This is a genomic window from Alteromonas naphthalenivorans (assembly GCF_000213655.1).
Lineage (GTDB): Bacteria > Pseudomonadota > Gammaproteobacteria > Enterobacterales > Alteromonadaceae > Alteromonas > Alteromonas naphthalenivorans.
The window spans coordinates 2,935,877-2,957,670 of sequence record NC_015554.1; the positions used below are offsets into that span (position 1 = coordinate 2,935,877).

At 44.2% G+C, this 21,794-nt stretch carries 15 protein-coding genes and 3 tRNA genes; 4 read left to right on the plus strand and 14 right to left on the minus strand.

Annotation, left to right across the window (positions count from 1 at the left end; all coding sequences use genetic code 11):
• Positions 1-130: 130 nt before the first annotated feature.
• From AMBT_RS12845 to AMBT_RS12890, 9 genes are all read right to left on the minus strand, one after another.
• Entirely contained in the window at positions 131-1,261 is a 1,131-nt protein-coding gene (locus AMBT_RS12845; RefSeq protein ID WP_013785060.1) for a sodium ion-translocating decarboxylase subunit beta, read from the minus strand.
• Between the two features lie 3 nt (positions 1,262-1,264).
• Positions 1,265-3,064: a sodium-extruding oxaloacetate decarboxylase subunit alpha gene (oadA, locus tag AMBT_RS12850; RefSeq protein WP_013785061.1), complete on the minus strand. Its 1,800-nt coding sequence runs from the start codon at positions 3,062-3,064 to the stop codon at positions 1,265-1,267.
• Between the two features lie 25 nt (positions 3,065-3,089).
• Entirely contained in the window at positions 3,090-3,350 is a 261-nt protein-coding gene (locus AMBT_RS12855) for an OadG family protein (RefSeq protein WP_041452987.1), read from the minus strand.
• A 459-nt stretch (positions 3,351-3,809) separates the two neighbouring features.
• Positions 3,810-3,886: transfer RNA gene (locus AMBT_RS12865), tRNA-Arg, on the minus strand.
• 54 nt (positions 3,887-3,940) lie between these two features.
• A tRNA-Arg gene (locus AMBT_RS12870) sits at positions 3,941-4,017 on the minus strand.
• 41 nt (positions 4,018-4,058) lie between these two features.
• A tRNA-Ser gene (locus AMBT_RS12875) sits at positions 4,059-4,149 on the minus strand.
• Positions 4,150-4,431: 282 nt separating this feature from the next.
• Positions 4,432-4,623, minus strand: a complete 192-nt coding sequence (gene csrA, locus AMBT_RS12880; protein ID WP_013785064.1) for a carbon storage regulator CsrA — start codon at positions 4,621-4,623, stop codon at positions 4,432-4,434.
• Between the two features lie 133 nt (positions 4,624-4,756).
• A complete protein-coding gene (gene alaS, locus AMBT_RS12885; protein ID WP_013785065.1) occupies positions 4,757-7,354 on the minus strand; it encodes an alanine--tRNA ligase in 2,598 nt (865 codons plus the stop codon).
• Between the two features lie 243 nt (positions 7,355-7,597).
• A complete protein-coding gene (locus tag AMBT_RS12890) occupies positions 7,598-8,047 on the minus strand; it encodes a regulatory protein RecX (RefSeq protein ID WP_013785067.1) in 450 nt (149 codons plus the stop codon).
• A 104-nt stretch (positions 8,048-8,151) separates the two neighbouring features.
• Between AMBT_RS12890 and AMBT_RS12895 the strand changes: the two genes are divergently transcribed.
• A complete protein-coding gene (locus tag AMBT_RS12895; protein ID WP_013785068.1) occupies positions 8,152-9,426 on the plus strand; it encodes a GNAT family N-acetyltransferase in 1,275 nt (424 codons plus the stop codon).
• Complete coding sequence (locus AMBT_RS12900) at positions 9,423-11,501, plus strand: M13 family metallopeptidase (protein ID WP_013785069.1); 2,079 nt, start codon at positions 9,423-9,425, stop codon at positions 11,499-11,501. The genes AMBT_RS12895 and AMBT_RS12900 overlap by 4 nt, the downstream gene beginning before the upstream one ends.
• Before the next feature lie 163 nt (positions 11,502-11,664).
• Here AMBT_RS12900 and betI read toward each other — a convergent pair whose 3' ends face one another.
• The 4 genes from betI to AMBT_RS12920 all read right to left on the minus strand — a co-directional run bounded on the left by betI (position 11,665) and on the right by AMBT_RS12920 (position 17,240).
• Complete coding sequence (gene betI, locus AMBT_RS12905) at positions 11,665-12,246, minus strand: transcriptional regulator BetI (RefSeq protein ID WP_013785070.1); 582 nt, start codon at positions 12,244-12,246, stop codon at positions 11,665-11,667.
• Between the two features lie 74 nt (positions 12,247-12,320).
• Complete coding sequence (locus tag AMBT_RS12910) at positions 12,321-14,735, minus strand: TonB-dependent receptor domain-containing protein (RefSeq protein WP_013785071.1); 2,415 nt, start codon at positions 14,733-14,735, stop codon at positions 12,321-12,323.
• A gap of 184 nt (positions 14,736-14,919) precedes the next feature.
• Positions 14,920-16,557 (minus strand): SulP family inorganic anion transporter, encoded by a 1,638-nt coding sequence (locus AMBT_RS12915; protein ID WP_013785072.1) that lies wholly within the window; start codon positions 16,555-16,557, stop codon positions 14,920-14,922.
• Between the two features lie 35 nt (positions 16,558-16,592).
• Positions 16,593-17,240 (minus strand): carbonic anhydrase, encoded by a 648-nt coding sequence (locus AMBT_RS12920; protein WP_013785073.1) that lies wholly within the window; start codon positions 17,238-17,240, stop codon positions 16,593-16,595.
• 143 nt (positions 17,241-17,383) lie between these two features.
• Between AMBT_RS12920 and AMBT_RS12925 the strand changes: the two genes are divergently transcribed.
• Both AMBT_RS12925 and AMBT_RS12930 read left to right on the plus strand, forming a co-directional pair.
• Complete coding sequence (locus AMBT_RS12925) at positions 17,384-18,328, plus strand: hydrogen peroxide-inducible genes activator (protein WP_013785074.1); 945 nt, start codon at positions 17,384-17,386, stop codon at positions 18,326-18,328.
• A 100-nt stretch (positions 18,329-18,428) separates the two neighbouring features.
• Complete coding sequence (locus tag AMBT_RS12930; protein WP_013785075.1) at positions 18,429-19,322, plus strand: LysR family transcriptional regulator; 894 nt, start codon at positions 18,429-18,431, stop codon at positions 19,320-19,322.
• 14 nt (positions 19,323-19,336) lie between these two features.
• On the opposite strand, the gene AMBT_RS12935 is transcribed toward AMBT_RS12930, so the two are convergent.
• Complete coding sequence (locus AMBT_RS12935) at positions 19,337-21,358, minus strand: methyl-accepting chemotaxis protein (protein ID WP_041452572.1); 2,022 nt, start codon at positions 21,356-21,358, stop codon at positions 19,337-19,339.
• Positions 21,359-21,794 lie beyond the last annotated feature (436 nt).

A 21,794-nucleotide genomic window follows, 5' to 3' on the forward strand; every position in this document is an offset into this window, starting at 1 on the left:
TCTTACAACGCCTTTTAACATTGCGCTTTATACCCAAACAAAAAATGCGGCCTAGGCCGCATTTTTTGTTTATATGAGTGAGTCTATATAACCTCGCAATGTCGCCAATTTAAGTCAATTGGCTAACGCATTAACCTACTAGCGCCAGCAAGATACCCGCAGCAACAGCTGAACCAAGTACACCTGCCACATTCGGCCCCATGGCATGCATCAATAAGAAGTTATGAGGGTTAGCTTCAAGGCCAACTTTATTCACAACCCTTGCAGCCATTGGCACTGCCGATACACCAGCAGCACCAATGAGTGGATTAATTTTACCACCACTCATTCGGCTCATTAGCTTAGCCATTAACACGCCTGTTGCAGTACCAATAGCAAACGCTACAGCGCCTAACCCAAGAATACCCAAGGTTTCAACGGTTAAAAATTTCTCGGCAGATAGCTTAGAACCTACCGCTAGCCCTAAGAAAATAGTAACGATGTTAATTAGCTCGTTTTGCGCTGTTTTGCTAAGCCTATCTACTACACCACACTCTTTTAATAAGTTACCAAAGCAAAACATACCCACTAGAGGCGTTGCTGATGGCAAAAATAGGATAGTTAGGAATAGTGTAGCCAGTGGGAAAATAATCTTCTCACGTTGCGATACAGGGCGTAATTGCGCCATTTCTATGGTGCGTTCTTCCTTGCTGGTCAGCGCTTTCATAATTGGAGGCTGAATAATAGGTACCAGCGCCATATATGAATAAGCTGCGACCGCAATAGCCCCTAATAAATCGGGCGCTAATCGAGAGGCCAAAAAGATAGCCGTTGGACCATCAGCACCGCCAATGATAGCAATCGCACTGGCATCTTTGAGAGTAAACTCAAATCCTGGGATCATATTAAGCGCAATAGCACCGAACAAGGTCGCAAAAATACCAAACTGCGCAGCCGCGCCTAGCAACAACATTCTAGGGTTTGCAATTAAGGCACTGAAGTCCGTCATTGCGCCCACACCCATAAAGATAAGCAGCGGGAAAACCCCGGTGTCTATACCGATAGCGTAAATGTAATGAAGCAATCCTCCCGCCTCTGAAAACCCAGCTAACGGGATATTGGTTAATAAGGCACCAAACCCAATAGGAATTAACAACAGCGGTTCAAATTTTTTCACAATCGCTAAGAACAGCAACAGGAAACCTACTGCCATCATGATTAACTGGCCTGACTCAAAATGTGCCAGTGCAGTGCTGTCCCACAGCACCATCAACTTATCCATGAATTACCCCAGTGCAATAAGTGGTTGAGTACTGGCTACGGCATCGCCTTCACCTACAAGTACTTCGCTAACGGTACCAGTGACAGCAGAGCGAATTTCAGTTTCCATTTTCATGGCTTCTAAAATAATCACCACATCACCTTCGTTCACTACATCGCCAGCACGCACTAGTATTTTAAACACATTACCGGCTAACGGTGCGTTAATGCTTTGAGCACTTTCACTACTGCCAGCAGATGCCGGCTGTGGTGCGGCTGTTGATGGCTGACTTGGGGTTATGCTAGATAATTCACCGGATGCTGCTACTTCAACATGGTATACCTTACCTTCAACTTTCACATCGTAGGCCGCCGGTGCGCCGCTAGCTGACACAGGCGCCGCAGCAGTTGGTGCACTTGATGCAACATCAGATTCAGTGCCGGGTGCAGGTTCAAATGCGTCAGGGTTACCGCGATTCTCTAAAAACTTCAGGCCAATTTGCGGGAACAAGGCATAGGTAAGTACATCGTCAATCTTAGTATCTGACAATGTAATGCTTTTCTCTGATGCTAACTTAGTGAGCTCGGTCTCAAGGCTGTCTAGTTCAGGTGCAATATTATCTGCCGGACGACAGGTAATGGGCTGGCCACCATCAAGCACACGCTCTTGTAATTCTTTATTCACTGGCGCAGCCGTAGCGCCATATTCGCCCTTAAGGACACCCGCCGTTTCTTTGGTGATACTCTTATAACGTTCACCGGTAAGTACGTTTAATACCGACTGCGTACCTACAATTTGCGAGGTTGGCGTAACTAAAGGAATAAAGCCTAAGTCTTCACGTACACGAGGAATTTCTTTTAGCACTTCTTCAAATTTATCTTCAGCGCCTTGCTCTTTTAACTGGCTTTCCATGTTGGTTAACATGCCGCCAGGTACTTGAGCGAGCAAAATACGGGCATCAACCCCTTTCAAGCTACCTTCAAATTTACTGTATTTTTTGCGCACGCCACGAAAGTAGCTGGCGATTTCTTCAAGATCCGGCAATGACATGCCCGTATCTCGATCTGTGCCCTCTACAATAGACACCATGGTTTCCGTTGCGGTATGACCGTAAGTCATACTCATTGAAGAAATTGCCGTGTCGAGCATGTCGATGCCGGCATCGATGGCTTTTTGGTAAGTGGCCGTACTCAATCCTGTGGTGGCATGGCACTGCATAGCAATAGGCAAACTGACGGTTTCTTTAAGCCCTTTAATAAGTGCTTCACAGTCGTAAGGCTTAAGCAGCCCTGCCATGTCTTTCACACAAATAGAATGAACGCCCATATCTTCAAGTTGCTTAGCCATATCGAGCCACAGTTGAAGATTGTGAACAGGACTTACCGTGTAAGAAATTGTACCTTGGGCATGAGCGCCACTGTCAACAGTCGCTTTAATCGCTGTTTTTAGATTACGCATGTCGTTCATGGCGTCGAAAATACGAAATACATCAACCCCATTCTCATGTGCACGCTCAACAAAACGTGTCACTACATCATCAGCGTAATGGCGATAGCCTAATAAGTTTTGACCTCGCAACAACATCTGTTGCTTCGTATTTGGCATTGCCGCTTTAAGCTGGCGAATGCGATCCCAAGGATCTTCCCCTAAATAGCGAATACAGGAATCAAATGTCGCCCCGCCCCAAGATTCAACAGACCAAAAACCTGCTTTATCAAGTTTTTCGGCAATAGGCAGCATATCTTCTATGCGCATCCGCGTAGCAAGTAGCGATTGATGGGCATCACGCAAGACTAGCTCGGTTAAGGCCAGTGGCTTAGACATGGTAACTCCTGAATGATTTGTTTAATTAATTTTTATTGGCTTGACGATGAGTATGAACAGCAGCGGTGATAGCAGCAACAACATTACCATCGACACCAGCTTGAACCGCTTTTCTACGAGGTGCAGCATACTGAGGTGCGGCTTCGCCCGGAAATGCTTCACAAAACTTTGCAATTAGGTGAATTCCAACGATTAACAATGCCAGGAATGAAAAAACAAATACCATTCCTATTAGCATCAGTGAGCCGGCTTCAAGCAGCAAACTGCTAACTGATTCTGTTTCCATGGTGAACCCTTCAAAAATTTCGTTGTGAATAAGTATCATGCGAGGGTATAAAACACAACAAAAAAGCAAGCAAAATGCATATGCAATCACACTTTATGCTAATAAAAAGCAATAAAATAACTATTTATGCTAAGTGAATGGATATATTTTCACAAAATGTAATTAATGAACTCCTGTGGTTTACGTGAAATCCATATCAAGTTGTTTAGCGAAATATTTAGCGTGCATAGCAACAAGGTCTAACTGGAAGTCGTTTTTCTCTTGAGGAGTATAAGAAGATACATTAACCGAACGTCCTTCTTTATCAATCGCCATGAAGGAGATGAGGCAGGGATTGGGGACTAATGTGTATCGTTGAGTTGAAGCGAATTGTGCAGATTCGTAAAAGAATAGAAATTTGATATGCGGAAACAAAAATGCGGAAATAAAAAAACCCACCAGATGGTGGGTTTTCTTATATGGCGCGTGTGGAAGGATTCGAACCTCCGACCGCCTGGTTCGTAGCCAGGTACTCTATCCAGCTGAGCTACACACGCGTAAACTTTTTTACTTTAAGGTATTATCCCCAAAGGTGACGCATTTAAAAGAAGTGGCGCGTGTGGAAGGATTCGAACCTCCGACCGCCTGGTTCGTAGCCAGGTACTCTATCCAGCTGAGCTACACACGCGCAATAAAACTTTTGTTGACCGTCACACCATCAACGAACAATGGCGGAGAGGGAGGGATTCGAACCCTCGATACCAGTATTAGGTATGGTTCCTTAGCAGGGAACTGGTTTCAGCCACTCACCCACCTCTCCTTAAGTGGTGCCGCATTTTACGGATTCACCGGCCGGAGTCAAACCTTTTTTAGATAAAAATGTTCACTCGCTGTCATTTTGTACGATTCGTACAAAAAACCTGTATTTTGGTTAGGTTATAATCAAATTTTAGCGGGTTAATTTAGGAATGCACGTCTTAGTGCAAAATGAACTTTTATAATAAATATCGAAAAATACCTAAATTTTTTTAAATTAATTTAAAAAAATCCCTATAAACAAAAAAGGCCAGCATAAGCTGACCGATTTTTGTGCAGAGAGTGATTACTCAGCCGTTCCAGGTTGTCCACCTTTCTCAGCTTGAATTCTCATGTAAATCTCTTCACGGTGCACAGAAACTTCTTTTGGTGCATTAACACCAATTCGGACCTGATTCCCTTTAACACCCAGAACAGTGACAGTTACATCATCACCAACCATAAGTGTTTCACCAACTCGACGAGTCAAAATAAGCATTCGATTGCTCCTGTTCCTTAATACTGAACATTTCCTTAATTACTCCGCCACTTATCGGCACGACCCGACAGTAGCAACAGTGGTTCCATGTTTCTGTGTCACTTCAAAAACTCACTGCAAGTTTCAGATTTGATTATAGCTTATCTTCTAACCAAGCGTTAACTGAATCTAACGCTGTACCTAGACACTCTGGCTTATCGCCACCTGCTTGAGCCATATCTGGGCGACCACCACCCTTTCCGCCAACTTGCGCAGCGATAAAGTTAACCAGTTCACCTGCTTTCACTTTACCGGTAAGGTTTTTAGTCACGCCAGTGATAAGATTGACCTTATCTTCACTTGCTACACCAAGTACTACGATGCCTTCGCCAATTCGGTTTTTAATATCATCCATCATTGAACGTAGAGATTTCGCTTCAACACCTTCCAACTTAGCAATAAGTACTTTCACACCATTTATTTCAATTGCATTACTAAGCATATCAGCACCTTGCTGACTCGCCAGTTTTTGTGTGGCAGAAGTGAGTGATTTCTCTAGTTCTTTAGTATGAGTTTGTACTGCGACTACCCGTTCAACCAAGTTTTGCGTATCGGTTTTTAACAAACTAGACAGCTCTGCCAGCGTTGCTTGCTGGTCTTGAACATAATGTAGCGCCTGCTCACCAGTAATGGCTTCTATACGGCGCACACCTGATGCTATACCCGCTTCGCTGGTAATTTTGAATAAACCAATATCGCCAGTTCGGTTAACATGCGTTCCACCACATAGTTCTACAGAGAAAGGCCCCATAGTGACTACACGTACTTTCTCGTCGTACTTTTCACCGAACAACGCCATTGCCCCTGATGCTTTGGCTTCATCTAAATCCATCAGTTGGGTTTTCAACGCATGGTTTGCACGAATTTCTTCGTTAACTCTGCGCTCAACCTGAATAAGCTGAGCGGGTGTTACTGCTTCAAAGTGAGAGAAGTCGAAACGCATACGCTGCGCTTCTACTAATGAACCTTTTTGCGTGACATGATCACCTAACGTCTCGCGAAGGGCTGCGTGAAGTAAGTGTGTAGCACTGTGATTCTTCTTCACAGCATCACGGTTTGTGTTATCAATGGCAGACGTTACACGCTCACCTTTGGTAATGGTGCCCTTCACTTTCCCTTTGTGGGCAAAAGCATTGCCCATTTTTTGAGTGTCGGTAACGATAAACTCGCCATTCGCAACACGCAGTACCCCTTTATCACCAGACTGGCCACCGCTTTCTGCGTAGAAAGGCGTTTGATCTAAAACCACAACCCCTTCTTGACCGTCTTCTAAACGCTCACAAAACGCATTATCGGCAATAAGCTCTACAATATTTGCTTCGCCTTCAACATCACTGTAACCGGTGAAGGATGTCGCATGGTCTACAGTCAGCGTATTGTTATAATCGGCACCAAAGTTACTGGCTTGTTGCGCACGGGCGCGCTGTGCCTGCATTGCACTTTCAAACCCATCTACATCAATTTTTAAATCGTGCTCACGGGCAACATCGTTAGTTAAATCTGTGGGGAAACCGTAAGTATCATAAAGCTTAAACACCACGTCACCTGGAATAGTGTCACCTTCAAGGGTTTCTAGCGTATCGTTTAGCATTGCCATACCGCGGGCTAAGGTTTTGCTAAACTGCTCTTCCTCTACTCGTAATACTTTTTCAACTACAGGTAACTGATCTACAAGCTCTGGGTAAGCTTCCCCCATTTCTTTGCTTAGTGCCGATGCTAGTTTGTAGAAGAAAATATCGCTGGCACCTAACTGGTAACCATGACGTACAGCACGGCGAATAATACGACGAAGTACATAACCTCGGCCTTCATTAGAAGGCATTACGCCATCACAAATTAGGAAGCTACAAGAACGGATGTGATCAGCGATAACCCGTAAAGATTTATTCTCTAAATCTTCGCTGCCAACAATTGTAGCCGCAGCTTGAATTAGGTTTTGGAATAAGTCGATTTCGTAGTTGCTATGCACGTTTTGCAAAATAGCTGAAATACGCTCAAGCCCCATACCGGTATCGATAGACGGCTTAGGCAATGGTTCCATCGTGCCATCAGCTTGCTTGTTGTATTGCATGAATACCAGGTTCCAGATTTCGATGAAACGATCGCCATCTTCTTCTGGTGTTCCTGGAGGCCCGCCCCAAATATGCGCGCCATGGTCGTAAAATATTTCTGAACACGGACCGCATGGCCCTGTGTCACCCATAGACCAAAAGTTATCTGATGTACTGATACGGATTATCTTTTCTTTGGGTACACCAATGTGGTTTTCCCAAATATCAAAGGCTTCTTCGTCTTCTGAATAAACGGTAACCAGAAGCTTTTCTTTTGGAAGGCCGATTTCTTTTGTTAAGAAATTCCATGCAAACTCAATGGCTTCTTTTTTGAAATAATCACCAAAACTGAAGTTACCTAGCATTTCAAAGAAAGTATGGTGACGGGCGGTATAACCAACGTTTTCTAAATCATTATGCTTACCACCAGCACGAACACAGCGCTGAGAAGAAACTGCACGGGTATAACTGCGTTTTTCCGCACCTAAAAACGTATCTTTAAACTGGTTCATTCCCGCGTTTGTAAAAAGAAGCGTTGGATCATCTGCTGGAACGAGAGACGAGCTAGCCACAGGCTGGTGACCATGACTCTGGAAATAATCTTTAAACTTTTGGCGTAAGTCAGCAGTTGATAATGTCATTGAAAACCTAACTTCCTTAATACATTGAATGAGAATGTGCGGGATTGATGCCACTAGCCGATTAATCCTTAGATTAACCTTTCTAATAAGCGCCTAGCTGTTTATGCATTTCATGCCCTCGCACGGATGTGCGCAACAATACCATGGTTAGCGCTTTTTTGTTAAGCCCATAGCCTGCTCTACTAGTATAAATAAGCCCTTTTATACCCGTTATAAAGGGCATAAATGAATTTTATGCGATTTTTATTCACCTTTGACGGCATATTCAATGTGTTCGCTGTAAAAACCTCGATATTGAAGAAACTGCTTTTGCTTCATCAATAGCTTAAAATCGGTTTCTTTGAAGGGGCCAAATTTTTTGTCTTTAACCCATTTCGCTTTTTCAAACCAGTCAGGTTCTATTTCATCAAGGGCCTGTTCAGCGGCAAGTTCATCCACCCCGTATTGCTGCAAATCGAGTTTAATTTTTCGAGGGCCAGAGCCTTTCATGTACAAAGCACGGGCGCGACTTTCAGCGAACCGCTCGTCACTTTGAATATCCGCCTCCCGAAAGGCTTCCAGTACAGGCATAAACGCCTCACTCTCGATGCCTTTTTGTGCAAGCTTGCGGCAAATCTCTGAAAAGCTATGCTCTCGTCGTGCAAGCATGCGGGTAATCGCGTCGGTAATGAATTTTCTGTCAAATTCTGACATTTTATTAATCGAAACCTTCTTAAAATACTTTTCAATCTCGTTATATTACTATTAATGGTAATCTTTAGCGTCGTTGAACGAAAGTGAATAAAGTAAACGTAAGCATGGAATATAAGGTAAAAGTTGTTAGTGCGGTGTCGGATGTTCCCCAAGCTACATGGGATGCGCTTGCAGAAGGCGAAGGCCCATTTTTACGTTACGACTTTTTAAATGCGCTAGAACAAAGTGCGTGCTGCGATGAAGCGTCAGGCTGGTTCCCGCAACATCTTGTCATTGAACAAGCGCAAACGACTGACCAGGCGGCTATTAACAAGGATGCGTGCCCTTCGTCTGTTGAAAGCACGGTAATAGCCATTATACCCGGCTATTTAAAGACACACAGTTACGGCGAGTACGTGTTTGATCATTCATGGGCAAATGCCTACCACCAGCACGGTATTCCTTATTACCCTAAATGGGTTGCTGCTATTCCTTTTACGCCAGTCTCTGGTTCGCGAATACTAACGCATGAAAAGGCGCCCTTTAGTGACGCGCTTTTAGCCCTTATTTCTCAAACCGTGCAGTCCATGGGCGAAGAAGCCGTCTCTTCCTGTCATTGGCTATTTACTAATAGCCTCACTCAAGCGTTACTCGCTAATCATTCAGGCTTGCTCACCCGCTACGCCGTTCAATTTCAATGGCACAATTACCAATATACCAATTTCGACAGTTTTTTGAATGCGCTAACATCACGCAAGCGCCGAGACATGAAAAAAACACAGCGAAAGCTTGTTGAACAAGGCATTCGCTACCATCATTTAACCGGCAGTGAAATAACCGATGAGGTCATCGACTTTTTCTTGCAGTGTTATCAAGCAACGTATTTAAAGCGCAGCGGGCATACAGGCTACTTAAACGAGACGTTTTTTCGGCAGTTGCGTAACACCATGGCCAAGAACATGCTTATTGTCACGGCTTACAAACATGACTCTCCTATCGCCAGCGCTTTGTTCTTTTTTGATGATACAGGCTTATATGGCAGATATTGGGGCGCGTTAGAGGAAGTCAGCGGCTTACATTTTGCGTGCTGTTATTTTGAGGGTATTGCTTTTGCGATTGAAAAAAAGCTTCCACTTTTTAACCCTGGCACCCAAGGCGAACATAAAATTCTTCGTGGTTTTGAACCTATTTACTGCCAATCGCAACATGAACTATTTTCGGCCCCCTTTCATGATGCTGTAGCGTCATTTTTACAACAAGAATCAGAACATATTGTGGCGTATTTCAATCAGGCCCAAGATGTTTTACCTTTTAATAACGATATAACACCTACCCTTAAAACGACAAACACCCCTAATCCTTTATTAGCGGTGAATAATCATAATGAGAAAACGATATGAAACAAAAACTACTCGCGCTAGCCATAGCAGCATCGCTGGGCTTAGCAGGCTGTGGTCAGCCAGAACAAAATAAACAACAAGCAGCTGACAAGACGGCGATGGAAGAAGAAATGGGTCAGGCTGAACTCGGTTCATTTGGCGTAGATTTATCTGCCCGAAACGAGGCGGTTAAACCTGGCGATGACTTCTTCATGTACGCTGGCGGTACCTGGTACGACAATTACGAGCTTCCTGCAGATAAAACCCGATTTGGTGCTTTTACTGCCCTAGCCGAGCGCAGTGAAGAGCAGGTTAAAAATATTATTGACGGGTTAATGGAAAAAGAAAACTTGAACGCTGATGAGCAGCTTGTTCATGATTTCTTCGTCTCCTATATGGATGTAGAAACCCTTAATGAAAAAGGCCTTACACCTATTTCTGATGTGTTGTCGTCTATTGATGCTATTGCTTCAACCAAAGATTTGACCGAAGTATTTGGTAAAAGTTGGCTCACCGGTGCTAGCTCTCCTATTGATACTGGCATGTGGTACAACCGTTTAGATCCTAATGAGTACCAGCTTAGCGTTGGTGTTGGTGGCCTTAGCTTACCCGATCGCGATTACTACATTAGCGATCACGAAAGGTTCGTAAAAATTCGTGAAGCTTACCTTGCGCACATTGAACAGATGTTAAACTTTGCAGGCGTTGAAAATGCCGCAGAGGAAGCAGCCACTATTCTTCAACTTGAAACCGAAATAGCAAACATCCAGTGGCCGCGTGAAAAACGCCGCGACCGCGACCTTACATTGAATCAAATTGAACGCAGCAAACTTACCGATGCTTATCCTCAATTTGATTGGGACACTTTTCTAGCACAAACCGGCTTTCAAGCCCCTGAACTTAATATCACCCAACCTGAGCCTATCAAAGATGTCATTGATATTATCAATGAGACCAGCCTTGATGACTGGAAGGCTTACCTGACGTACCACACCATTAAAAACAACGCTGGCTTACTATCGGAAGATATTTATTTAGCCAACTTTGATTTCTATGGTACTACGTTAAGTGGTCAGCAAGAGCCTCGCCCTCGCTGGAAACGTGCAGTAAGCCAGATGTCGAGCACGGAATCTCTAGGGTTTGCTATAGGTAAGATATACGTTACTGAGTACTTCCCAGAAAGCTCGAAAGCGCAAATGGCCGAGCTGGTTGAAAATTTACGTACCGCGCTAGGTGAGCGTATCGATAACCTAGACTGGATGGGAGAGGAAACCAAAGTAAATGCGAAAGAAAAGCTTATGGCGTTTCGCCCTAAAATTGGCTACCCAGACAAATGGCAATCTTTCGATGGACTAACCATTAACAGTGATGATTTGGTGGGGAACGTACGTCACCTAAGAGAATTCTTTAAAGCTGAAGATATCGAAAAAGAACTAGATAAAACCGACCGTGAGCGCTGGGGCATGACCCCGCAACGGGTTAACGCGTATTACAACAGTTCGTTTAATGAAATTGTTTTCCCTGCCGCTATTCTTCAGCCGCCGTTTTTCGATCCTAACGCAGATGCCGCGGTAAACTATGGCGCAATCGGCGCAGTTATTGGTCATGAAATGGGACATGGCTTTGACGATCAGGGCTCTAAGTCTGATGCTAATGGTATTCAGCGCAACTGGTGGACTGACTCAGACCGCGCTGCATTTGAGAAAAAAGCAGATATGTTAGCCGAGCAATACAACCAATATGAGCCGATTGAAGGGAACTTCGTTAATGGCCGTAATAGCTTAGGCGAGAATATTGGTGATGTAGGTGGTTTGTCGATGGCTTATCATGCTTACAAACTAAGCTTAAATGGTGAGGAAGCGCCGGTTATTGATGGCCTAACTGGCGATCAACGTTTCTTCCTTGCATGGGCGCAAGTCTGGCGTGAAAAGCGTACCGAGGAAAGCATGTTAAACCAGCTACGTGGTGGAACGCATGCTCCGGGTCGTTACCGTGCACAAGCCCCACGCAACCACGACGCCTGGTATGAAGCGTTTAACGTGCAACCTGGCGATGACTTGTATCTTCCGCCAGAAGAGCGTGTTCGTATTTGGTAATGTAAGTGGATACCCATGCGGACGCTTTGTCCGTGTGGGCTTCTTTGATGACTGTATTTTTAAATGCCGCTTTCATGATTGAAGGCTTTTAACCTCACGTTCGCTTTTAACGTCAACTTCCCGGCGACTTACATGCCGATTTTACTGGTAATAAGACACCGTTTTATTGATATTGTGATAGCACCAATCGTACATAACGCTTAACTGCGTTGCTTGCCTTAGTCACATTTTCCTTAGTATTTTGCCTTTCACCTTCAAGGGCATTACGTAACCAAAAACCATCAATCATGGCTGCGGTAGACAACGCTGCCTCTTTCGCATGCTCTCTAGGGATAAGGTTTGTAAAACTATAAGTTAGGTTGCTTTCTAGTCGTTTGTGGTTAATTCGCTGAAGTCTATGTAAGCCCTCACTATGTAACGACAAAGCCCAAAAGTTTAGCCATGTATTCGTTGCCGACGACTCTTGCTGTTCAACCGAGAAGTTGCTTTCTATAATGGTGTCAATACGCTCTAAATGACTACTAAAACTCCCTTGGAGTTTGAGCTTTTCGAGCAGGTATCGCATAGCGGCTTCAATTAACCCCTGCTTACCGCCGAAATAATGACTAATAATACCGCTTGAAAGACCCGCTTGTTTACTAATTAAACTAATTGTGGCGCTGTGAAACCCGTACTCAGCTATGACCACCAAGGTGGCATCAATTAGCTGCTTCTTTCGAATGGGCTCCATTCCTACTTTTGGCATGTAACTGCTCCATACCGTATGAGCCGCTGCAACGCACTCGAAATGTACGTTACAGCAACCCGTCTTACAGTGAATTAAAACGTTAAACGCGCATTAATGGCAACCGCGCGTGGCGCACCTATCCAAAATGCATTAGGGGCAATGGTAGACGCATAATCTTCATCTAGCACGTTGTTTACGGTTAAGCGAACTTCAAGTTCTTCCATGCCTTGACCTATATTGCTAATGTAACCACCAATATAAAGGTCGCTAACCAAATAATCATCTACTTCAGCGGTATTGTAAATATCGATGAAACGAGAGTCGACATACTTTGTCGATATACCTGCGAAATAATTGTTTTTACTCCAATCTAGGCTAATAACTGCCATGGTATCTGGCGTACCAATAACCGTATTTCCTTTTACAGCTACCAGTGAAGACTCAGCGTTAGTAGTATCGGCAATAGCGGCTTGTGCGCTAGCCAGTGAGTCATACTGCGTACCCGTGCCACCAATGGTTTCAATGTATTCCGACTCGCTTAACGTTAGTGACGTAAATACAGTAAGGTTATCGGTAATCGCAAAGTCTGCAGACATTTCAAAACCGCTAGACTCAATACCACCCACATTTCTATATCCACCTGCCGCGGCTTCTAAGAAGTCGATACCGCTAGCAGTTTCATTGCTGGTGAATTGAATGCGGTTATTGAACTCGATGGTGTAATAAGTAATATTGGCATTGAATTTAGCACTTGAATAACGAAGACCCACATCAATGTTCTCTGCGGTCTCTGGTTCAATGAAGCGTAAATCCGTGTCGTCGCGCTCAAGTTGTGCATCTTTAATTGAAGCGAAGTTTTCACCGTAACCAGCGAAGAGCTCCAACCCATCTACTGCGATAGGCGCTACAAAACCGGCAGAAAATAGCGTGTCAGAATCTGAATTAACCTCTAAGTTGTTAGCGCTGTCGAAATTATCGTTCTTCGCAATATCAACGTTGAAACGCTTAGCGCCTAGACGTACTTTCGCTACCCCAAAATCAATTTCGTCTTCTACATAATACATTAGGGTATCAACGGGGAAACTGCGGTCATACTGTACCCAGTAAGGCGAGTTATTAAAATCGTACCCAATCGCTGAGTCGGTAATTTTGTGCCAGTCTCGGTATTCATCACGCTCATAATCTTCCCACCACAAACCAAAGCGAAGCGTGTTGTCGAATTCGCCTAACTTGGCGTACCAGATACCATCTGCATTAAAACCGATGCGTTCTTTGTTGTAGTGGGTGTGTCGGTATGAACCAACTGGAATTGCACCTTGTTCATGACAGCTTGGATCGTACTCTGCACCCGCGCCACCATAAGGAAAAGTAATTGAGCTTTCGCAGCCAGCAATAGGAGAAAGCTGCATGCCATCGCGGTCGACAAAATAAATATTGCCCAGTGCGCTCCCACCGTAAACCGTATTCCCATTAACCAACTCTGAATGACCTTCAGTGCCGTCATCTTTTACGTCTACAAGATAAGGCGGTACCCAATCACCACGCCCTTCGTTCTCATGATAATAGGCACTAGTAGAAATATCGACCGCGCCAACAGAGAACTCAGCTTTTAAATAAGCCAATAGGTTTTCCCGTAGCGTAGACCAGCCTCGACGATAAGATTGATCTTGATAAGGAATACCCGTCCACTCACTGGTAAGCTGATCCCAGTCTGGGTTTTGCGCATATTGCTCTAGGCTATAGATACGCTGGTAGTTTTCTTCGTGGGTATCGTCGTACGAGACGTAACCAGTTAACGCAACGTTTTCCACCATAGAGGTAACTTTCAACGCTAGATGGTCACGGGTGTTTTCAGCTACCTGATCCATGAAATCACTGCTTTCTTGCGTAGAAAGACTTATCCATGCATACGTATCTTTTAAGATCTCGCCGGTGTCATAACGCACATAGTATTTAGACGCATCGAACTCACCCGCCGTAACACTTGCAACAAAGCCTTCTTCCTCACTAGGATTGATAGTAGTGAAGTTTAAAGTGCCACCCAGCGCTTCATGAGAGCGAGAAGCAATATCGGACGTGCCTTGCGATACCTCAATGGTTTGTAAGTTTTCGGTATCGATATAGCGGTTTGCTTTAGCACCGCCACCATAGTTAGAGTTGCCGTTGGCAATACCATCTACTGTCATACCGATTTGCTGTTCGTTCAAGTTAACTTGAAAGCCGCGAATAACAATAGAAGTAGACCAATCATCGGCCCCAAAGGTATCCCCTTCGTTAATTAGTACACCCGGTAAGTTATCTACAACAGCAAGCACACTGCTTAAATTAGCTTGTTGCTTTTGCATGTCGTCAGAAGCGGCGTTATTAGCGTATGACACGCTTCGGCCAACAACCGTAATTTCCTCTATTTCATTAGATTTATCTTCGGCTATCGCTTCGGCGTGGCTATTCGATGTGCCTGATAATCCGGCAAGTACACTAAGTGCAATGAGATGGTAACGCGTCATGTGTAATGTTCCCTTTTTAATCGTTTGAGTGTGTTTTACCCAACCACCTTAAAAAGCAGATGTGACAGTTACGTTAAGTTAAATTGAACATTCAATTAATAAAAAGTGACAGGAAATGAAAAAAGCGAAAAAAAAAGCCCTTCATGAGAAGGGCTTTCATTAAATAATCTTATTTAACAGTAAGTTAAGATTGCGATACAGCCTTAAAATTAACTTCTTGGTTAGGTGTTTCCGTCACTTTTTTTTTCGCATAAAGCAATGCATCATGCAGGTTGTCATAAATAACGATGCCTGGATGATTAACACAGATACTCTCTAACACTTCGTTCACAGCGGCATTAGCACCGCAGATCACTAACTGTCTACCAGCCGCTATAGCATCCACAGTCACTGTTTCTACCGCCATTGCTGCAGAGACATCCACAGTAGGCACACGGGTGAAATCTAAGATCATCACCTTCGATCCCGCTTTCACGTTATCTCTTACATGGTGACCTACATCAGCAGCAGCACCAAAGCTTAACGGGCCACCGAAGCTGAAAATAGAGACCTTGCCTTTAAGCGACTCAAGTAATGCATTTTCTTCTGGATCGTTAAGCGACTCTGGAATTTTGCGAAGCTCTTCTAATTGCAAGTGAGCAACTTGGCGCACATAAGCAAGGGCTGCGAATACCACGCCCACACCCACAGCAGTGATAAGGTCAACAAACACAGTGAGTGCAAGTACCAATATCATCAGACCGAAGTCCCAACGAGGCCCCTTATGAGCACGCTTTAAGTAGCTCCAATCGATAATATCTAAGCCCACTTTAACCAAAATACCAGCAAGTACAGCATGAGGAATTTGCGCCGCGAGCGGGCTAAGACCCAACACTATCGCAAGTAAAACCAATGCGTGAACCATACCCGAAATACGGTCTTTACCACCGCTACGAATATTCACAACCGTTCGCATGGTTGCACCGGCACCCGCAATACCACCAATTAAACCCGCTACGGTGTTACCAATACCCTGACCGATTAGCTCTCTATTGCTGTCATGACGAGTACGGGTCATGTTGTCTGCTACCAATGACGTCAACAAACTGTCGATAGCGCCAAGAACTGCAAGAATAAACGCAGCTTCTAAAATTAGTAATGCTGTACCTTGCTCGAATACTGGCATTTGGATGCTTGGTAAGCCCGTAGGAATTTGACCTAAGATAGGTACAGATAACGCCAAGCTTACAAGAGTACCAATGATCAGTGCTGCTAGCGCACCCGGTACATATTTACCTAATGACGCAGGCCATTTGTAGGCAATAATTAATGTACCAATACCTAAGCCTAGCGTTGCAAAATTAATATCTGCAAGTGCTGTGGGTAGATAGCTTAATGCGCCAATAGTGCCACCTGGAGGCTCATGCCCCAACAAGCGGCCTAATTGTAGAATGATAATAATGGCACCAATACCCGACATAAAGCCTGAAATAACAGGGTATGGAACTAGGCGGATATATTCCCCAACTTTTAAGAAGCCGAAGATAATTTGAAAAATACCGGCGAGTATAACTGCGGTAAAGATCAAGCTTGCATCGCCTGAGAGGCTGGCAAACAAACCTGCTAATACAACAACCATAGGCCCTGTAGGCCCAGAGATTTGTGAGGGTGTGCCACCAAACAACGCGGCGAAGAAACCCACCGCAATAGCACCATAAAGGCCGGCCATCGGACCAAGTCCTGAGGCTACCCCTAGCGCTAAGGCTAGCGGCAAGGCAACAATACCGGCGGTTAAACCACCGGTGATGTCACCACGTAAATTACTTACATTTAACTTAAACATGGAATGTTTCCTAAATTCTTATCGCGCAAAAGTGCTTATCGCTTAAGCTGCGCTTCTGCGTGAGATTGATCCATTACCTCAAACTCACCAGACTCGCTGTTGTAGCACAACACTTCGCCACTACCTATATTATAAACCCAACCATGAAGCGTAACGTGTTTGTTCGCAATTTTTGCGGCAACAGCAGGGTGTGTACGTAAATGCTGAATTTGCTGTACCACGTTTTCTTTCGTTACATCTTCTAGGTGATCGTGGGTTAGTTCAGAACAACCACTACGCTCTTTAACAACTTCAGTTGCAGCGCGACAATGGCCCAGCCACTCTTTAACGTGCGGCAATGAAGAAAGCCCTTCTGGCTTTAATGCGCCTTTCATTGCGCCACAATCTGTATGTCCACAAACAACGATATGCGTAACGCCTAGTGCTGCAACAGCAAATTCGATTGAGGCAGTCATACCGCCCGTTTGGTTGCTATGCGGCGGCACGATGTTGCCCGCGTTACGACAGATAAACAATTCACCCGGCTCGGTTTGCGTTACCAAGTTTGGATCTATACGAGAGTCTGAACACGTGATGAAAAGCACTTCTGGGTTCTGACCGTTCGCCAGTTTTTGGAAAGCTGCTTTTTTATTTGGGTACACTTCCTTCTGGAATTTCGCAACACCCGAAATAACGTGGTCCATAAATTTCTCCATTAAATAATAATTATTGTCTTTAACTGTCTGCACCAGTGTCACCTGATAGATTAATAGTTTAATATACTAGTTCGTGATAGCCCACACCTATCAAGCGTGAGAATTAAAAAAATTAAGGCGACGTAATAACCATGTTACTGAACGGTAAAACTCCATCTATTAACCAAATTCGTTATTTTGTTGCAGTAGCTAAATACTTAAGCTTTCGTCAAGCAGCCACAAGCCTAGGTATTAGTCAGCCTACTTTAACGAGTCAAATTAATGCCCTTGAAAACAGTTTAGATTTAGTCTTATTTGAACGTTCAAGAACTGGCACCTTATTATCGCCTCAAGGCAAAGCGCTACTCGAAGCGGCGGAAGAAGTACTTCAAGCGAATCACCGTTTCAATGAAATAGCACGGGATCTGGCTGAAGGTGAAGTGGTTACTTTCCGCCTTGGTATCCCCCCTACGCTTGGTCCTTACTTGTTGCCCCATATTTTACCCGAATTGCATCAGCGCAAGCCAGGGCTTCGATTCTACGTGCGAGAAGCTGCACCACAGGCACTACAACATGGATTGCTGCACGGTGAATACGACTTAATTATCTCACCACTTTCCAGTGAATATTCGCAGCTTATAACTGAGCCTCTGTTTAACGAACCGCTTAAATTCGTTGTGCCTTCTGATCATAAGCTTGCCGGAAATGCTTTTGTTCGCCCTGAGCAAATTGCTGGAGAAAAAGTACTCACGCTAGAAGATAGACACCACTTTCATCATCAAGTGCAACATATTTGCGATGAAATTGGCGCAGACCTGCAACGAGACTATGAAGGAACAAGCCTAGATACACTGCGACAAATGGTAGTCATGGGTATGGGCGTTGCATTTTTGCCGGGGCTATATATACATTCAGAGTTGCATCACCCTGAAGCACTTCACGTTTGTGAAATAGAGGGTATGCCTATTGAAAGGCAGCACTCCTTGGCATGGAGAAATACCGCCCCGGGGCGCAAGACCTTTAGAGAAATTACCTCTGTGATAAGAGATATTATAGGTAATCGACTTTCCACTGCGGTGGAAGTTATTAACGATTAATCACTTGTCTAGATATTATCACGAGCTACCCCATGTTCATGACACGATTGATAAAAAAAATGGTATATTTGCGTTAATACATGAACAAAATTCATAAATTATGATTGAACGTCAGCACCTTAAAATAATTAGCGCTATTCATAAACACGGCACCATGACGGAAGCTGCCAAGTCGTTGTTCGTTACTCAGTCAGCGCTTAGTCATTCGATGAAAAAGCTTGAAGCAAGCTTTTCGTTGCCACTGTGGCAAAAGGAAGGGCGAAGGTTAGTGTTAACCCAAGCTGGCAAAAGCCTGGTTGGGCTTTCTCAGCGAGTGCTTCCTCAATTCGAGCATACCGAAGCACAGCTTCGCCGTATGGCGGAAGGCAAGCAAGGTATATTGCGTATTGGAATGGAATGTCACCCTTGCTTCGAATGGTTGTTAAAAGTGGTTGCACCGTTTTTAAAGGCCTTCCCCGATGTAGACGTTGACGTAAGACGGGCCTTTTCATTCGGTGGCTTACAAGCCTTACATGGCTACGACATCGATTTATTACTCACGCCCGACCCATTACATTTAGATACAATAAGTTACACCGGCGTATTAGATTACGAACAAGTATTGGTGATGCATAATGAGCACCCTTTGGCTGAATGCGCCTATATCACACCTGCGCAATTAGCCAATGAAGTGGTGATCACTTATCCGGTAGAAACCAATAGACTGGATATTTTTTCAGGCTTCCTTACCCCTGCAGGGGCAAGCGTGAAACAACACAGAACCATTGAAACCACAGAAATTATTTTGCAAATGGTGGCAGCGGGGCGCGGTGTTACCGCACTACCTAAATGGTTGGTTGATGAAGCGAAAGAAAGTGCGGTGTTAACGTATAAGCCCTTAGGTGAAAAGGGCTTACAGAAAACCTTATATTTGGGTCACCGTAAAGAAGTTGACCCAATTGGGTTTGTTGACGAATTTATCTCGTTAGCCAAAGCAACCGTGCGGCCTCAATAAGTACTTATAGGTACTTAAATTTTAAACTGCGCTACCAAATCATTTAACTCAGTTGATACACCGCTAAGCTGGGTTGCTTCAACCGCCAGTTCTTCTGCGTGTTGGCTTGTACGATCGCTTAAACCTGTAATTGCCACCAAAGATTTATGAATATCTTGGGCGACTTCAGTTTGTTGTTCAGTAGCGTGAGCTATATGCGTGCTTTGTTCATGCACGGTGCCTATCGCTTGATTGATTTGCTCCAACGAAGTCACCACTTTAGCGGTTTTTTCAACGCCACTTTGAGAAAGGCCCTTGCCTGTTTGCATAACTGAATCAGTTTGCTCTGCCATATGTTGCAAACGCTCTACCATTTTACGGATATCCGTGGTGGACTCTTGCGTACGACTGGCAAGAGAGCGGACTTCATCTGCAACGACAGCAAATCCTCGGCCTTGCTCACCAGCTCGAGCAGCTTCTATGGCAGCATTTAGTGCAAGTAGATTAGTTTGATCAGCAATACTGTTAATAACATCGATTACCGCGCCAATGTTGTCCGACTCCTGACTTAACCCACTCACCACTTCCACCCCTTGGTCGATGGCTTCGGCTAAAGAAGTGATTTCAGCCATGGCGTCTTTTGCTTGTTGACTACCTTGAGTAACAATGGCTTCTGCTTGGTTAGCCGCTTCACTAGAGTGCGCCGCATTTGTTGATATTTCCACGACTGTGGCGGCCATTTGAGTAACCGCAGAAGATACATTATCAACTTGGCTTCGCTCTTGATGAATTTCTGCACTGGTACTTTGGGATACGTCTCGTAAATGATCAGCTGCATCGGAAACAGCCTTAGTGTTTAATGCCGTTTCCGTTAACAAACCTCGGAGCTTGTCGGTAAAACGGTTAAATTCTACCGCCAATGCTCCAATTTCATCTTTACTAGTAATGTCTAATCGTTTTGTTAAATCACCGTCGCCACTAGCGATATCCGCCATTGCAACACGCATTTTGGTTAACGGCTGAGTGATTTTTGCACTGGCTACATAAGTGATAAGTGCAATAAGGCAAATAATCGCTAGTGCCACAATAACTGCGGTAGAAATAGCGTTATTAATTGGTGCCGCTATAATACTCGCGGGGATCAAAATACCTAACGACCAATCCATCGTAGGGTTATCAAGCTTAGCGTGCCTGAATACCGCCACGTATTCTTCACCTTGCCATATTACTGACACTTGCCCTGATGATGTCGACGCTATCTTTCTCGACAAGGCACTAAAACCCTTAGTATCACTAAATACTGAATCAAATGACGTTAACGACGAGCTCAGCGGGAGCGGTGTGGTTTGCTTTGGAAAGTAAACAATGTTTTGGTTCTCATCCAGTAGGAACGCAGTACCTTGACCTTCAAACCGAATATTGTCGATAACCGACCCTATGGTACTGATAAGAATATCAATGCCACCTACGCCTATCAGCCTACCGTTTTGATAAACAGGTGATTGTACTACCGCTGACACACTGCCATCCTGCGAATCTACCGCGGGAGGGGTAACGTAAAGCTCTCCTTTGCTTACCGCCGATTGGAACCAGGGTCGTTTAGATGCAAAGTAGCCTTTATTCACATCTCCAGCATCAGGGCCGCTTTCATCAACCCCAACACGCCCTTGCTCAAAAAAGTACTCACTGGTAGCGGCAGATGCAAAAAAAGCCGACTTAATATTAGTGTCTTGGCTACTTATATTGTCAAAAACAGTGTAAACAGTGGCGGCGTCAGAAAGTTGGGCTTCACTGGCACCACGACGGGTGTGTTGTATAAAGAAATCTTTAAGAAAAGGGTTACTTAAAAAGGTTTTGGCTACACCACCATAGAGGGAAAAAAAGGCTTCCACTGAATCGGCTTCGTTAGCCACTAGTGCTGCAACTTCTTGTTCTACTTGGTGCCTCGTATTATCACCAACTATATTCACCAAAAAGAACGCGGTGACAAGCAACATAACTGCAATGCTTCCCCCCACGATCAACATAAACTTCTTCTGAAGGGACAATGAACTCATGATTACTACTCTATTTGTTTTTTATTTTAGTCGCGCGCAATAGATAATGAACATCTGGCGCTTAATATCGTCCACTCTCTTAAAATAGTAAAAGGCGCTCCCTTCCACTTTACTCATAATAAACAGTGCATTATTACTTTCCAATACAAACGAGTCGATTTCAACTCATATTTAACGCAAAAAGCCAATTCAACTAAAGTTTAAAAAAACAGATTAGATATTTTTGTTTATTTCGCACACAAGATAGCTTTAAGTGGTTAAATTTACCGCAACCAATGAAGGGAAGCCGATACAAAAAGCTGTAAGCTGTAAGCTGTGATGTCAGTAAGAAATGCTACAGTGAATAAAACACTGATAGAGAATAAAGCCAACAGAGAATGAGATGCTGAAAACTGATTAGAGTAATAACAGAAGATAGGTCTTCGAAAATTTCCAA